Here is a 13,505-nt window from a genome sequence, read left to right on the forward strand (position 1 = left end):
CAGAAGGCCGAGTCGAGGGGGTCGAAGTCGGCGCGCCGCCGGTCGGTATCTGCCCGGTCGCGTTCAGTCGTCACCGACGGAGAACTCGGCGACCGTCGACTTCGACGACGGGGTGGTACCGACGAGTCGGTCGCGTACGCCCGAACGCAGGTAGGCGAGCAACGCCCACATCAGACAGCCCAGCCCGGCACCCGCGGCCGGATACACCATCCCCATCGAACCGAACATCAGCGCCTTCACCAAGAGTCCTACCGTGGTCAACCCCGTCGTCGCCAACGGGACGTGTGCGTGTCGGTCGCGAATCGTCGGGAGGACCGAGACCGTCAGAACGAGCGTCACTGCCGTGATGATGTACTCTTGCCACATTGATATCGAACCTCGCTGCACCCAGATACCACCGAACCGAGAGGAAGCGAAACCGGGCCGCGATACCTCGACTCGGCACCAGAAGTATATAATTGTTGAGTTGTACGTCCGTGAACGATAGGATGTCTCACGGGACGCGGAGACACGGACCACGCGGACCGCTGGTCCGTCCGCGGCACGCGTCTCACTCGCCGGCTCCACCCCCGTCGTCGCGACGGGCCGTCGCGGGGAACGCCCCCGACTTCCCCGCTCACGCACCCGGCAGGTCCGACCCGCCCTGTTCGAGGTTGACGGCGACGTTCTTCGTCTGAAGGTAGGAGTCAAGCGCCGCCAGTCCCTTCTCGCGGCCGATGCCCGAGTGCTTGTACCCGCCGAAGGGCGTCTGGTTGGTGTCGCCGAACCACTTGTTGACGTAGACGTTGCCGGCCTCCAGCCGACGAGTCGCGTTCATCGCCCGCCTGACGTCCTGCGTGAACACGCCCGCGACGAGGCCGTACTGCACGTCGTTGGCGAGTTCGATGGGGTCCTCGTCGTCGCCGTAGGGGATGACCGCCAGCACCGGCCCGAACACCTCCTCCTGTGCGATGCGCATGTCGTTCTCGACGTCGGTGAACACCGTCGGTTCGACGAAGTAGCCCTCGTCCATCCCGTCGGGGACGCCGCCGCCCGTCGCCAGCGTCGCACCCTCGCGTTCACCCACGTCGACGTAGTCGAGGACCTTCTCCTGGTGGTCGGCGTGGTTCAGCGGACCCATGTCGGGGTCCTCGCTCCCCGGTCCCAACTGGTAGGACTCGGCGGCGGCGACGATGCCCTCCACGAACTCCTCGTACACCGACTCGTGGACGATGGCGCGGTCGGCGGCCGAGCAGATCTGCCCCGCGTTGGTGAAGATGCCCGTGTCCACCCACTCGACCGCCTCCTCGACGTCGGCGTCGGGGTAGACGATCGCGGGGTTCTTCCCGCCGAGCTCGAGCGTGACGGGCGTAATCGTGTCTGCGGCGGCCTTCATCACCGCCTGACCGGTCGGCACCGACCCGGTGAACGTGACGGTGTCGACGCCCTCGTGACCCGTCAGCGCCGCGCCCGGTTCGCCGCCGCCGGTGACGACGTTCACCGCGCCCGCGGGGACGCCCGCCTCGTGGCAGAGTTCGGCGAGGCGGAGGGCGGAGAGGGGCGTCGTCGGCGCGGGTTTCACGACGACGCTGTTCCCGGCGACGAGAGCGGGGGCGACCCCCCGCGCGAACAGGTTCCCGGGGAAGTTCCACGGGAGTATCTGCGCGCTCACACCGTACGGCTCCCGGACGGTGTAGTCGACCTGTCCCGTCCCGACCGGGACGGAGGTCCCCTCCAGTTTGTCGGCGGCCCCCGCATAGTACGCGAAGTAGCGCGCGGCGCTCTCGACGTCGCTCCGCGCCTGCGAGAGGGGTTTCCCCTGATCGAGACACTCCAGTTCGGCGAGGTCCTCGACGTTCTCGCGGACCAACTCCGCGACGCGCCGGACCGTCTCGCCGCGTTCGACGGGGTCGGTGTCGCGCCACGCGGGGGAGGCCTCGCGGGCGACGGCGACGGCGGCGTCCACGTCCTCGGCGGTGCCCGCCGCCACCTCCGCGATGGCCTCGCCCGTCGCCGGGTCGCGGGTGGTCAGGTACTCGCCGTCCGCCGGAGGGCGGCGCTCGCCGTCGACCAGCAAGTCGTGGCGGTCGGTCGCGGACTGGTGGCTCATGTCCGTGTGGTGTGTGACCGCACCTGTATAGCTTACTACCGCGGCGAACTCCTCGCCCACGACACCCATCCGGGTCCCTCGACCGGCGGCCGTCGCGTCAGTCGTCGGCCGCCGCGTCGGTCACGCCCGTCGCCTCGGCGAGCAAGTCGAGGTAGTCGTGCGCGAGTCGGGGGAGCAAGAACCGCTCACGGACCCGCTCCCGACCGTTCTCGCCCATCTCGGTGCGGCGCTCGTCGTCGGTCAGGAGAGTCCGCACCCGGTCGGCCGCCGTCTCGATGTCCTCGGGTTCGACGAGGAAGCCGCACTCACCGTCGGCCACCTGCAGGGGGATGCCGCCGACGTTCGACCCGACGACGGGCGTTCGCTTCCAGAGCGCCTCGGAGACGGTCAGCGCGAACCCCTCGCGCAGGGACTTCTGGAGGACCACGCTTGCCTCCCTCTGGAGGACGTTCACGGCGACGTCCGAGAGGTCGGTGAGGAGGGTGACGCCCGCGTCCGCCTCCGCCGCCGCGACGACCCGGTCGTACACCGCCTGCCCCTCGGGGTCGTCGTCGGCCATCCCGCCAGCGAGGACGAGGTGGGCGTCGAGTACGCTCTCGGTCACCCGCCGGTGGGTCCGCAAGACGCCAATGGGGTCCTTCCACGGGTCGAACCGCGACACCTGCGTCACCACGGGAACCTCTGGGTCGAAGAGGACGGTGGGGAGTTCCCCGCGAACCGCGTCGACGTCCGCCGGGTCCAGTTCCCGGTTCTTGTCGGTCAGCGGGTCGATGGCGGGGTGGATGACCGTCTTCGGGACGCCCTCGACGCCCCGACCGTACTGCTCCCTGCTGAAGACGGCGTGGTCGATCCGCTCGACGTAGGGTTCGAGGGCGTCGAGGACCGCCGGGTTCGCGTCGGTGAGGTCGATGTGACACCGCCAGACGAGCGTCGCTTCGGGGAACCGCTCGCGGAGTCCCTCGACCATCCCCAGCGGTTGCGGGTCGTGGAGGACGACGACGTCGTACTCGTCCATCGCGTCGGCGTTGCGCTCGTTCACGTCCCGGTAGGTCCGCCACATCTCGTCGGTGAACGGCGCGTCGTCGCCCTGCAGGCCGTTGTGGATGGCCTTCGTCACATCGAAGAACGGTCCGTCGGCGTCCATGACCAGCCAGTCGGTCGGGACGCCGAGGTCGTTCAACAGGGGGACCAGCGAGCGCAGGAGTTCGACGACCCCGCCGCCCGCCGCCGTCGAGTTGACGTGGGCCACCCGCCGGTCTTCGAGGGCCGCCGCCCGAGAACGCATCCGAGTCAGTCTGTCCTCCGCGACGAACTCGGCGTACGCCGCCATCGACCGGGCGTTTGTCGCCGGTGTCTGCATACCCGAGGGTAGGTGCCACTGTACGTGAAACTACGGTTCGGCCGGGCCTGCGGCGACTGCTCCGGACCGGCGCCCGACACGGCGACTCAGGCTCCGAGGACCCGCACGACCAGCGTCGCCTCGTAGCTCCCGCGGTCGGTCGTCGCCCGTACGTCGAACGCGACGGCGAGGACCGTCGTCTCGCCCGCCCGCTCCTGAACGACGACGCCGTCGACCGCCCGGCAGGTCCCGAACTGTCGTCCCGGGCCAGCGAGGCAGTGCTCGCTCGCCCACGCGCGTGCGGCGGAGTCGTTCGTCCCCACCTCGTAGGCGGTGCCCGCGGCGACGCTCGACGCCTCCAGCGCGTCCGTCGGCGGCCCGAGTCGGTCGGCCGTCGCCTCGACCGCCCGCTCCCTGTGCTCCCAGTCGTACTCGCCGGTGACGTTCGCGCCCGCCTCGTGGACGGCCCGTTCGAGGACTCGCTCGGCGTTCGCGAGGGGGGCGTCGTACTCCGCGCTGGCGGTCACGTCGGGGTGGTAGCCCAGTTGCTGGTATGCCAGCACCGCCGGCACGAGGGCGACGGCGACGACGGCCGCCGCCGCGAGGACGAGTTGCGCGCGGTCGCGTCGACCCGTCACACGTACCACACTCGTATCGTCACGTCGCCCGCCGTCGTCGCCACCGTCGCGACGCCGACGGCGACGCCCGCGGGTCGCTCGTAGCCCACCGCGCCGTGTGGCGTCTCCACGCGGTACATGAGGTTGTCCGGGAGGAGTCGGTCGACGCGCCGGTCGAGGGCGGTCCGCTCGCGCTCGAAGGCCGCCGCCGAGCGCGCGACCTCCGAGAGCCGGGTCGCCCCGCGGTGGCGCGGCGGTTCGGTCGCCAGCACGGTCGCGGCGTCGTCCGCGTAGGCGTCTAGCTGTGGCTCGCGGGTGTCGGGCGACGGGACGCCGAGGAGGAACCCCGTCGCCACCGCCAGCACGAGGACGACGCCTACGCCCGCCTCGACGACCGACAGCGAGAGCTGCCCTCTCGCCCCCGCGCGACTGCCTCGCCGGTCGCACCCGTCCCAGTCGCCCCCCTCACGCATCGACCGTCACCACCAGTTCGGCCTTGGTCGTCCGCGCCGGGTAGTAGGTGAGTTCGACGGCGTTCGGCGGGAGCGGTCCCGCGTGCTCGAACGCGAGGTGGGTCGTCTCGTAGCGCGAGAGGGTCACGTCGAACGTCCCGCGCAGACCCGAGGGGTCGTGGAGGACGACGCGCCCGTTCGCACGGACGGTGGTGAGGTTCGTCGCGGGCGGCGGGGTGAGGCCGAGCGTCGCACGCGGCGTCCGCCGGGGCAGGGCGATACGGTCCCCCGGAACCCGGGAGACGGTGACCGACTGGCGGCGCTCGACGAGGACGACCCGCCGCATCGTCGTCCCGCCGGCGGGGTCGCCCCGCTCTACGAGTGTCTCGCCGTCGAGGCGGACGCGCACCGCCCGCCCCTCGCTCGCGGGGAACAGGGCGACGAAGCGGTCGTCGCTCAGTCGGTCCACCTCGGACCCGTTCAGCACGTTCCCGCGGGTGGTGAGCGGCGACGCATCGCTCACCAGTCGCTCCGAGAGGCCGACGGCCGCGGCGCGCTCGGCGGGTTCGCGGCGGGCGTCCGCGAACGCCCCGTCCGCCAGCGAGAGGCCCAGTCCGGCGGTGACGGTCACGAGCACGAGGGCGACGGCGAGGGCGGGGAGGTTCGCCTGCGCGCGCTGGCCGTCGACACTCGCAGCCGGGGTCACGCCTCCACCTCCGCGAGGCGGACGACCAGACCGCCGGGCGTCGACTCCACGCGGACGACGGCCTCGCTCGTACTCGTCCACGACCCCTCGACGCGGACCACGCTGTCGGGGAGGGTCAGGGGGACGCGTCCACCGATGGCCGCGTCGGGGTGGACGAGGACGAGCGTCCGCCCCTCGGCGCGCACCTCGTAGCCCGCCCCCCGAATCGTCTCGGGGAGCGCGACGCGCAGGCGGACGGACACCTCCCGCGAGACGGGCGGGACGGCCTGCTGGACCCGTTCCACGGCGGCGGCGAGCGTCCGGTCGGCGACGGCGTCGCCCGCGGTAGCCCGGTACTGAGGAACGGCTCCCCCGAACAGCGTGGTGGTCAGGAGGGCGATGAACAGGACGACGAGGCCCGCCTCCAGCGTCTTGGCAACGACGGGCGTCACGCCGCGTTCGTCGAGTCGCCCTCGTCTACGCATCCTCCACCTCCGTCCGCAGGTCGTGGACCACGAGGTAGGCGGTCCGGGTGCCGTCGTAGGCGGCGACGACGCTCTCGACGCCGTCGTCGTCGAAATCGCGACGAGTGGTCTCCCGCCCGCGCTCCGAGAAGTAGCGTTCCCACGCGGCGGGCGTCCGCGTCTCGACCCCGAGGCGGTACTCGCCGTCGCCGAGTTCGACCCGTTCGTGGCTCACGTTCGTCCGCAAGGTGAGCGACACCTCCCGGCCGGACACGGTGGCGGGGTCGCCGACGCGGGGTGCGCCGACGACGAGGACGCCGTCGGCGGCCCGTGAGGCGGTGAACGGGGGGCGCTCGACCATCCGCGCGCCGTCGCCGGTGCCCCGGAGGACCGCGCCCGCGAGGTACGTGACGCGGCGGTCCCCTGCCTCGAACACCAGCGCGCCGATTTCGACCTCCCGGTCGACGCCCCCGCGGTCGAGGACGCGCAGTTCGCGGGACTCGCTGCGCAGTGTCCCGTCGGCGAACGCCACCTCGCCGCGGTGGACGCCGGTGGCCTCGACCGGTTCGAGCGCCGCGTCGAACCCGTCTGCGACGCGGGCGGCGTCGGCCCCCGCCGCGTTCTCCTGGACCAGCGTCCCGACGCTGGCGGTGAGGCCGGCCATCGAGACGACGGCGATACCGAGGAGGAGGGCGACACCGACGACGTGGGACTGCGCCCGGTCCCCGGAGGCGTCGGAGGGGGTCACAGCAGGCCCGCCCCCGCGAAGACGGCGTAGCCGACGGTCACGAGTAGCGCGGAGTGGAGCAGCGCCTCGTAGCGCCCGCGACTCGCGCTCCCGGCGAACCAGCCGCAGGCGAGCATCGTCGCCTGCGTGACGAGGTAGAACCGGAAGCGGTCGCGCTCGGGGTCCACGGCATCGGGGTCGAGAGCGGTGCCGGCGTTCGTGCTGGCGACCGTCGAGAGCTGTGCGAAGCCGTCGAGGACGTAGAGGTTCACCGCCACCATGATGCCGACGACGAGGAGCGCGGTGGTCCAGCCGACGGCGACGTACACCATGAGCGACGACCGGAGGGCCTTGCGCTCGTGGTAGAGCCGGCCCACCTCCGTCTGGAGCGTCTCGAAGACGTCCTCGGCGTCGCTCCCCACGTCGAGCGCGCCCGTCACGAGGCCCATCGTCTGTGCCGCGAGGGGGGTCCCGACCTCCTCGACGAATCGGTCGAGGGCGGCGGTCCGCACGTCCTCGCCGTCGTGGGTGACCAGCGTGAGGTTGAACGCCAGCGCGTCCACGTCGGCCTGCAACGCCCCCGAGTCCACCTCGCGGGCGACCCGTTCGACGGCCTCGGCGAACGGCCGGCCGAGGCTGACGTGCCCCGCGACGGCGTGGACGACGTCTTTCATCTCGCGGTCCTTCGCGTCGTCGCGGCGGGCGCGCCGGACGGCCACGACGCCGACGGGGAGGGCGAAGGCGACGTAGCTGAACAGCGCGACGTTCGCGACCCGGTAGCTGAGCGACCAGCACCCGGCGGCGACGAGGAACGCGAGGGGGAGACAGACCGTCGCCGCGCTCGCCGGGTTGGTCGTCACCTCCTCTAGGACGCCACCGAGCGACCGTGCCGCCGAGTACGTCGGCGGGGCCTGGTCGGGCGGGCGGAGCGCCCCCACCAGCCACGCGGCCCCCGCGCCGACGAGGAGGACGAACCCGGCGCTGGCGTAGACGACGAGCGCGCGGACCGTCGTTTCGCCGAGCGGCGTGGCGACGGGCGCGCTCAGCCCCGGCGCGAGGACGGCCATCACGGTGAGGATGATGACCAGCAGGGCCGGGAGGACGAGCATCACGATGAACAGTTCCGCGAGCAGTTCGAGGAAGTCCGCCGCCCGCTGGCGGGTGCGCGCCTGCCGGTGTGAGAGCATCCGGGATTCGAGCGAGAGGTAGCCGGCGAGGGCGTCCTCGCCCTGCGCGGCGTGTTCGCGGAACTTCAACAGGAACGGCGAGAGCAGGTCCCGCGAGGGGGTGTCGCGGGCGACCATCCGCAGGCCCGAGTCGAGGCTCCCGGTGAGGGCCGCTCGGTTGAGCGCGGTCTGGAAGGCGCGGGCCGTCTCGCCGTAGGCGTCCTGTTCGGCCACCTTCCGGAGCATCGCGCGGTGGCCGTCGCTGCCGGCCCCCAGCGCCCGGAGGTAGCGGACCGCGCCGGGGAGCGTCCGCTCGATGCTCGCGCGGCGGGCCGACGCGACCCACCGGAGGTACTGCCCGCCGCCCCAGACGACCCCCCGCTTCGCGGCGATTCCCGCTCCCCCGGCGAGGACGACGGCCGCCGTCGTCCGTGACACGTCCGGCACGGTGAGGCGGTTCAGGACGGGTATCGCCCGCTGGAGGACGTCGCTCGCCGTGTCGAGAACAGCGGCGGGGACGGCGAGAGCGAGGACCGCCGCGCCGACGGTGGCGAGGAGGAACCCGACCCACGAGAGGCCGTACACCCGCGCGAGGAACACGTCGAAACTCGGGCCGACGCCGGCACCCCGGTAGCGCCGCCGATCCCGGTCGTGGCGGTGGTGGTCGGCGTGCCGGGAGAACAGCGCGTACAACCCCCGGTCGAGGGCGCCCCCGGCCCCCTCAGCGTCGGCCACCGGCCACCCCCGTCTGGGGCCCGGTGGGGGGCGCCGGACCCTCGGCCGCGTCGTTCTGGTTCACGACCGTGATTCGACTCCTTCCCGGACTTAAAATTTAGGAATTGAAGAAAGTACTCGAAAGGAGAATTGCGTCCGCGCTCACTCCTGATTGGCGGAGGTCCGCTGGTAGTCGTGGGTGTATCTCTCGACGAGGTTCCCCACGGGTCCGCACACCGCGACCCCGAGGAACTCTCCTCGGTTCCGTTGCCAGTCGCCGTGTGGATGGTGTCGACGCCCACTCGTTCGGACTACTGCACCAGCAACGCCACCGCCACGCACGCCAGACCCACGCCCGCCACCTGCTGGACGTTCACGGGTTCCCCGAGGACGACGACGCCGTAGGCGAATGCGACGACGAAGTACAGCGCCGGAATCGCCGTCACCCCCGAGAGTGCCCCCATGTCGAGCGCCCGGTAGAACAGGACGGTGCCGAGGCTCATCGAGAGGCCCGCCAGCGCCGAGAAGGCGAACCCCGCGTCGTAGGTGACGTCCCCGAGGACGCCCGGGTCGAGTGCGAAGACGACGCCGATACCCACGACGTAGGTGACGAGGACGACGGCCATGTTCGGCATCCGCTCGACGGAGTAGTTCGCGGCGATTCCCCAGACGCCCCAGAGGAGCAACGCGCCGACGGCGTAACTGTACGCGCTCGACAGGTCGACCATCGTTCGGGGAGACTCGCGGGCGGGGCAAAAGGCTGGTTCCCAACCCGCCGGGTCATCCGTATTGTGGAATAGTTTAAGACGAAGAAGTTCTCACATCTGGTTGTATGCTCCGTCGACTCCTCGCCGGCGTCGTCCTCGCCGTGATGCTCGCCTCGGTCGCCACCAGCGGGTGGCTCGTGGCGGGCGGCCCACTCGTCGCCGAGGCGTCGGGCGCGGCGACGGTCACGGACGAGACGCTCGCCGCCCACGGCTACAGTCCGATGCGGGTCGAACACGTCCGGGTCGACGAGGCGGTCCGGGCGGGGGGTGTCACGAAACGGGTGAACGTCTCGATGTACGTCGCCGCCACGACGACGACTGACCCCGACCGCGGCCCGGCGGGGTTGATGACGGCCACGCTCCCCGCTGCGCGCGTCGCGGGCGTCGCGACGAACCCCCTCGCGCACGTCCCCGTCGAACGCGCCTTCGAGTTCGTCGTGCCCCACCTCCCGACGGACATGGAGTCCTTCGAGGCCGTCGGGTCGCGGTCGGTCAGCGTCGCGGGCGAGACGCGCACCGTGACGACCTACGAGGCGCGCGCCGCCTCGGGCGAGGTGCTCGAACTGTCCGTCGCGCGGGTCGTCGTCGGCGAGGACCTCGTGGTCGTCGTCGGGACGCAACCTGCGGGCGCGGGCGAGGGGGCGACCCTCCTCGACCTGATGGCCGCCCTCGAACACAGCGAGCGTCCCGGGACGGAGTAGCGAGTCAGTCGAACTCCGCCGGCTCCATCCGCTCTCCGCCGTCGCCTACACGCGAGGCGCGCCTGTCGGCCGCGACCCGTTCGACCGTCGCCGTCTCGTTCGTCCGGAGGTCCGAAAGAAACGCGAAGAGGTCGTCGGCGTCGTCGACGCCCTCCTCAACCAGATACTGCACGTAGCGGTGCTTTCGGTCGAACTCCGCCTCGACCGCTTCGACGGCGCGGTCGGTCCGGTCGGCGATTCGCTCGAACGCCCGGACGCGACCGGGAAGGGGGTCGGTCTCGGTCCCCTCGGCGTCGTGGGCGAAGGCGAACCCGCCGTCGATGGTCCGCTCGCACACCGTGTCGTAGCGGACGGTCACGTCCTCGCGTTCGACGCACTCGCCGCCCGACTCGACGAGTTCGACGGCCTCGCCGACGTACCGGTCGCCCCCGGACCGGCGCGGGAACACGACGAGGTCGATCTCGTCGAGGAGGTGGGTGGGAAGGCCCTGTTCGACCACGCGGTTGACCAGTTTCTCCACGTCCTCGGCGTGCGTCGTCCCGAGGACGCCGTGGCCCGTCGAGAGCACCTCGCCGAAGGTGGCGAAGGAGGCGGGCGTGTTTATCTCCGCGATGACCTCCACGTCGGGGTTGAGGTAGTTGGTCTCGGTCATCAGGTCGGCCATCGTCACCCGCTTGTAGTCGGACTCGTGGTCCCGGGTGGTGAGCGAGACGCCCGTCTCGTGGGGAAGGCGCACCTCGCGCGAGCCCTCGTCGATGCTGACGGGTCGCTCGTCGTAGGGGATGAAGGGCGTGTGGGCGTTCATGAGGGTGGTCTTGCCCACCCCGGTCGGCCCCGCGAAGAGGACGACGCCGTGGTGTTCGTACAGCACCCAGAGGAGGGCGACGAGTTCGGTCGGGAGGCTCCCGCCCCGCACGAGGTCGACGGGGGTGAGGGGGTCCGGCGACTGCTTGCGGATGGAGATGTGCGGGCCCTCGGCGCTGATGGTCGGGAGGGCGACGGCACACCGGATGGTCTCGTCGACACCCTCGGGCGAGAGGTTCACCTTCGCGCTCGGGGTGGAGGCGTTGACCTCCACGCCGTCGGCGGCCGCCAGCTGCGTGACGACGTTGACGAACGCCGTCTCGTCCTCGAAGGCGAGGTTCGTCGGGACGCGCCCCGACGCCCCGCGGGGGACGACCTTCACCCGTTCGCCGACGCGGTTTGCCTCCACGTCCTCCAACCTGCCGTCGCGGATGGGCACCGTGAGTTGGCCGTAGCCCACGTAGTCCCGGAGGACGTAGTAGACGAGGTCGTCCAGTCGGTCGGGGGCGTACCGCCCACCGACGGGCGGCACCGCGAGGTCGTACTCCGCGAGGGCGTCCCGGACGCGGTAGGAGAGGGCGTCGAGCCACGCCCGCGTGTCGTCGGCGGTCAGTCGCCGCGAGAGGAGCGCTTCGGCGCGTTCGCGGACGAAGTCGGCACGGTCCTCCCTGTCGACCACCCCCTCGACGCGCGTCTCCCAGATGCGTTCCTTGCACTCGGCGACGAGTTCCCGGTCCCCGGGCAGGAGGTCCGGTTCGCGGACGGCGTACTTCGTCGTGAACGGGTCCGCCCCGAGGACGTGCTCCCGGTAGCGCACCACGGGGACGTCGAAGTCGAGAAAGGGGACGGTGTAGCGCGCGAGTCGCTCGCTGGCGAACCGGGTGAGGTGCTCGGTGTCCTCGACGCCCGTTCGGGCCGGCGCGAAGTCGTCGGTGTGGACGACCACCTCGCCGTCGCGTTCCTCCGCCACCTCGATGCGGTCGTCGAGGGCGTGTGGCGTCAGCGCACCGAGACAGCGCACCCGCGAGAGGGCGTGGTAGTCGACGCGGCGACGCGTCGCGGGCGAGACGCTCGTCAACCGACCGACGGCGCGCTCGTACTTCGGGTCGAACCCGCGGGCCATGCGCTCGCGTGCGCCCTCGCGGGTGAGCGGACGCTCGACGCTCGCGCCGTCGAAGTACTCGCGGACCGTCTCCAGCGCCCGCCGGCCCTCGGTCGACAGCGACGGTTCGCGCACCTCGTAGCGGAACGACTCCCGGTCGCCGCGGACGGTGACGACCACGCCGGGATGGACTGCCTCCTGTCGGTGGACGTCGGGGGCGTACCACGCGCCCGGCGCGTCGGGCGGGACGGGTGCGGGGACGGTCGGGACGGTGGACGACTCGCTCATGGGGAGTCTCCACCAGTTCTCGAAAATAAACGTTCGCATTTGGAGAACGTCAGAAGCGGTCACTTCGACGGTCGGGCGCGCCGCTCCGGGGTGTGCGTCGCCCGACCGGTCCTATCGGTGCGCGCTCAGTGGGCGTTCTGCGTGTGTTCGTCGAGCCCTTCGGTCTCCTCGAAGGTCTCGCCGCAGACGGCACACTCCTGGTGGGCGATACCGACGTGCTGACCGAGGCCGGCCGGCGAGTCGAACTCGTGGTCGCAGGTCTTGCAGACGAAGTGCGCTGTCGTTGGCATGGTCGGACGGTCGCACGCGACTCCCGTAGTCTCTCCTGCTTGCACGGGCCGGTGGCCTGACAGTCGCTCCCTGTTCCCGTCGCCGTGTCTACTCCCCGCTCTCGAAGGCGTCGAGGCCGGCGCGCGCGACGGTCATGTCCTCCTCGGGCGACCCCCCGCTGACGCCGATGGCGCCGACGACGTCCCCGTCCACCTCGATGGGGAACCCGCCCCCGAAGGTGACGATGCGCCCGCCGTTGGTCGTCTCGATGCCGTAGAGGTCCTCGCCCGGTTGGGCCGCCTCGCCGACCGCCTCCGTCGAGAGCTTCAGGCTCACCGACGTGTAGGCCTTGTTCCGCGCGATGTCGATGCTCGCGATGAGGGCGTCGTCCATCCGGTGGAACCCGACGAGGTTGCCCCCGCCGTCGGCCACCGCGATACACATCGGCACGCCGACGTCCTCGGCTTCCTCCTCCGCGGCCGCTATCATCGCCTTCGCGTCCTCTAGCTGTGGTCCTGTCATCTGGTCTCCGGGTGAGTCTCTGACTGAGTATTAATAACAGTTGCCACGGTCGGGCTAGGCCGTCGGCACAACAGCTAAGCGAGCGATTCGCGTGGTGTCTTCATGGTCGACGAGCGACCGCCGGGGGAACGCCCGGACATCGAGGTGCTGTTCGAGACCATCGACCGCAACAGCGACCGCGAGTGGGCCGACTACCGGGCGGCCTTCGAGTTCACCGTCGTCGGCGAGAGCCGGGTTCGGGTCGCCCGTCCCGACGAGGACCGTGAGGTGGACCACGTCGTCGAACTGGAGGGGGGTCGGGCGGCGGCCTGCGATTGCTTCTCCGCTCGCCGACCCGCCCCCTCGAGGGGACGGTCCTGCCGGCACATGCGTGCCGTCGACGCCCACCCCTTCCTCTAGAAGAGACCTCGCTCCTCGTACACCTCCGCCGCCTCGCGGACGAACGCGGCGTTGACCTCCGCGCCGTACTCCGATTCGAGTTCGTCGGCGATGTCGTGGAGCGTCTCCTTCTCGGCACCGCTCGGGCGCAGGGCGTTGTATATCTCGAGGATGCGGTCGTCGGGCACCTCGGTGAGTTCGGCGGCCCGCCGGAAGTTCCGGGCGACCTGCGGTCGGCCGCGGTCCTCGGCGATGCGCGCCTGCTTCTCCAAGGTCTCGGGGGTGATGGCGAGCTGGTCGCCGTCTATCTCCCCCTCGACGACCTTCTCTAAGGTTATCTCCGAGAGCTTCGTGCCGTCGGGTGTCGTTACGTTCTCCGGGTCGTCAGCCAGTGGGTACTGTATCTCGTCGTCGGTCATA

At 71.1% G+C, this 13,505-nt stretch carries 16 protein-coding genes; 2 read left to right on the forward strand and 14 right to left on the reverse strand.

What is annotated here, in order from left to right; all coding sequences use genetic code 11:
- Positions 1–63 precede the first annotated feature (63 nt).
- The 10 genes from NKG96_RS03120 to NKG96_RS03165 form a co-directional block, all read right to left on the reverse strand.
- Entirely contained in the window at positions 64–366 is a 303-nt protein-coding gene (locus tag NKG96_RS03120; protein WP_254536997.1) for a hypothetical protein, read from the reverse strand.
- 250 nt (positions 367–616) lie between these two features.
- Positions 617–2,089, reverse strand: coding sequence for an aldehyde dehydrogenase family protein (locus NKG96_RS03125; RefSeq protein WP_254536998.1), 1,473 nt, complete (start codon positions 2,087–2,089; stop codon positions 617–619).
- Between the two features lie 97 nt (positions 2,090–2,186).
- The gene (locus NKG96_RS03130) at positions 2,187–3,449 is read right to left on the reverse strand and encodes a glycosyltransferase (protein ID WP_254536999.1); all 1,263 of its coding nucleotides are present in this window, start codon (positions 3,447–3,449) and stop codon (positions 2,187–2,189) included.
- 86 nt (positions 3,450–3,535) lie between these two features.
- Positions 3,536–4,066 (reverse strand): DUF7261 family protein, encoded by a 531-nt coding sequence (locus NKG96_RS03135; protein ID WP_254537000.1) that lies wholly within the window; start codon positions 4,064–4,066, stop codon positions 3,536–3,538.
- Positions 4,063–4,518, reverse strand: coding sequence for a DUF7262 family protein (locus NKG96_RS03140; protein WP_254537001.1), 456 nt, complete (start codon positions 4,516–4,518; stop codon positions 4,063–4,065). The genes NKG96_RS03135 and NKG96_RS03140 overlap by 4 nt, the downstream gene beginning before the upstream one ends.
- Complete coding sequence (locus NKG96_RS03145) at positions 4,511–5,203, reverse strand: DUF7263 family protein (RefSeq protein WP_254537002.1); 693 nt, start codon at positions 5,201–5,203, stop codon at positions 4,511–4,513. The genes NKG96_RS03140 and NKG96_RS03145 overlap by 8 nt, the downstream gene beginning before the upstream one ends.
- Complete coding sequence (locus NKG96_RS03150; protein WP_254537003.1) at positions 5,200–5,667, reverse strand: DUF7266 family protein; 468 nt, start codon at positions 5,665–5,667, stop codon at positions 5,200–5,202. Before NKG96_RS03150 ends, NKG96_RS03145 begins: the two co-directional genes overlap by 4 nt.
- Positions 5,660–6,394, reverse strand: coding sequence for a DUF7289 family protein (locus tag NKG96_RS03155; RefSeq protein ID WP_254537004.1), 735 nt, complete (start codon positions 6,392–6,394; stop codon positions 5,660–5,662). The genes NKG96_RS03150 and NKG96_RS03155 overlap by 8 nt, the downstream gene beginning before the upstream one ends.
- A complete protein-coding gene (locus NKG96_RS03160; RefSeq protein WP_254537005.1) occupies positions 6,391–8,274 on the reverse strand; it encodes a type II secretion system F family protein in 1,884 nt (627 codons plus the stop codon). Before NKG96_RS03160 ends, NKG96_RS03155 begins: the two co-directional genes overlap by 4 nt.
- 290 nt (positions 8,275–8,564) lie before the next feature.
- The gene (locus NKG96_RS03165; RefSeq protein WP_254537006.1) at positions 8,565–8,981 is read right to left on the reverse strand and encodes an EamA family transporter; all 417 of its coding nucleotides are present in this window, start codon (positions 8,979–8,981) and stop codon (positions 8,565–8,567) included.
- A 104-nt stretch (positions 8,982–9,085) separates the two neighbouring features.
- Between NKG96_RS03165 and NKG96_RS03170 the strand changes: the two genes are divergently transcribed.
- Positions 9,086–9,721, forward strand: a complete 636-nt coding sequence (locus tag NKG96_RS03170; RefSeq protein ID WP_254537007.1) for a DUF6517 family protein — start codon at positions 9,086–9,088, stop codon at positions 9,719–9,721.
- Positions 9,722–9,725: 4 nt separating this feature from the next.
- On the opposite strand, the gene NKG96_RS03175 is transcribed toward NKG96_RS03170, so the two are convergent.
- The 3 genes from NKG96_RS03175 to NKG96_RS03185 form a co-directional block, all read right to left on the reverse strand.
- Positions 9,726–11,915: a type II/IV secretion system ATPase subunit gene (locus NKG96_RS03175; RefSeq protein WP_254537008.1), complete on the reverse strand. Its 2,190-nt coding sequence runs from the start codon at positions 11,913–11,915 to the stop codon at positions 9,726–9,728.
- Between the two features lie 125 nt (positions 11,916–12,040).
- Positions 12,041–12,205 (reverse strand): C2H2-type zinc finger protein, encoded by a 165-nt coding sequence (locus NKG96_RS03180; RefSeq protein WP_254537009.1) that lies wholly within the window; start codon positions 12,203–12,205, stop codon positions 12,041–12,043.
- Between the two features lie 88 nt (positions 12,206–12,293).
- A complete protein-coding gene (locus NKG96_RS03185) occupies positions 12,294–12,707 on the reverse strand; it encodes a GlcG/HbpS family heme-binding protein (protein ID WP_254537010.1) in 414 nt (137 codons plus the stop codon).
- 102 nt (positions 12,708–12,809) lie between these two features.
- Between NKG96_RS03185 and NKG96_RS03190 the strand changes: the two genes are divergently transcribed.
- Positions 12,810–13,106, forward strand: a complete 297-nt coding sequence (locus tag NKG96_RS03190) for a hypothetical protein (RefSeq protein WP_254537011.1) — start codon at positions 12,810–12,812, stop codon at positions 13,104–13,106.
- Here NKG96_RS03190 and NKG96_RS03195 read toward each other — a convergent pair.
- Complete coding sequence (locus tag NKG96_RS03195) at positions 13,103–13,504, reverse strand: diol dehydratase small subunit (RefSeq protein ID WP_254537012.1); 402 nt, start codon at positions 13,502–13,504, stop codon at positions 13,103–13,105. The two genes, NKG96_RS03190 and NKG96_RS03195, sit on opposite strands and share 4 nt — an antisense overlap.
- Between the last annotated feature and the right edge of the window lies 1 nt (position 13,505).

This window comes from Halomarina litorea, assembly GCF_024227715.1.
Classification (GTDB): domain Archaea; phylum Halobacteriota; class Halobacteria; order Halobacteriales; family Haloarculaceae; genus Halomarina; species Halomarina litorea.

Coding starts and splice junctions, on each gene's coding strand:
- NKG96_RS03120 (WP_254536997.1), bottom strand. CDS start 366: ATGTGGCAAGAGTACATCATCACGGCAGTGACGCTCGTTCTGACGGTC.
- NKG96_RS03125 (WP_254536998.1), bottom strand. CDS start 2,089: ATGAGCCACCAGTCCGCGACCGACCGCCACGACTTGCTGGTCGACGGC.
- NKG96_RS03130 (WP_254536999.1), bottom strand. CDS start 3,449: ATGCAGACACCGGCGACAAACGCCCGGTCGATGGCGGCGTACGCCGAG.
- NKG96_RS03140 (WP_254537001.1), bottom strand. CDS start 4,518: ATGCGTGAGGGGGGCGACTGGGACGGGTGCGACCGGCGAGGCAGTCGC.
- NKG96_RS03150 (WP_254537003.1), bottom strand. CDS start 5,667: ATGCGTAGACGAGGGCGACTCGACGAACGCGGCGTGACGCCCGTCGTT.
- NKG96_RS03165 (WP_254537006.1), bottom strand. CDS start 8,981: ATGGTCGACCTGTCGAGCGCGTACAGTTACGCCGTCGGCGCGTTGCTC.
- NKG96_RS03170 (WP_254537007.1), top strand. CDS start 9,086: ATGCTCCGTCGACTCCTCGCCGGCGTCGTCCTCGCCGTGATGCTCGCC.
- NKG96_RS03175 (WP_254537008.1), bottom strand. CDS start 11,915: ATGAGCGAGTCGTCCACCGTCCCGACCGTCCCCGCACCCGTCCCGCCC.
- NKG96_RS03180 (WP_254537009.1), bottom strand. CDS start 12,205: ATGCCAACGACAGCGCACTTCGTCTGCAAGACCTGCGACCACGAGTTC.
- NKG96_RS03185 (WP_254537010.1), bottom strand. CDS start 12,707: ATGACAGGACCACAGCTAGAGGACGCGAAGGCGATGATAGCGGCCGCG.
- NKG96_RS03190 (WP_254537011.1), top strand. CDS start 12,810: ATGGTCGACGAGCGACCGCCGGGGGAACGCCCGGACATCGAGGTGCTG.
- NKG96_RS03195 (WP_254537012.1), bottom strand. CDS start 13,504: ATGACCGACGACGAGATACAGTACCCACTGGCTGACGACCCGGAGAAC.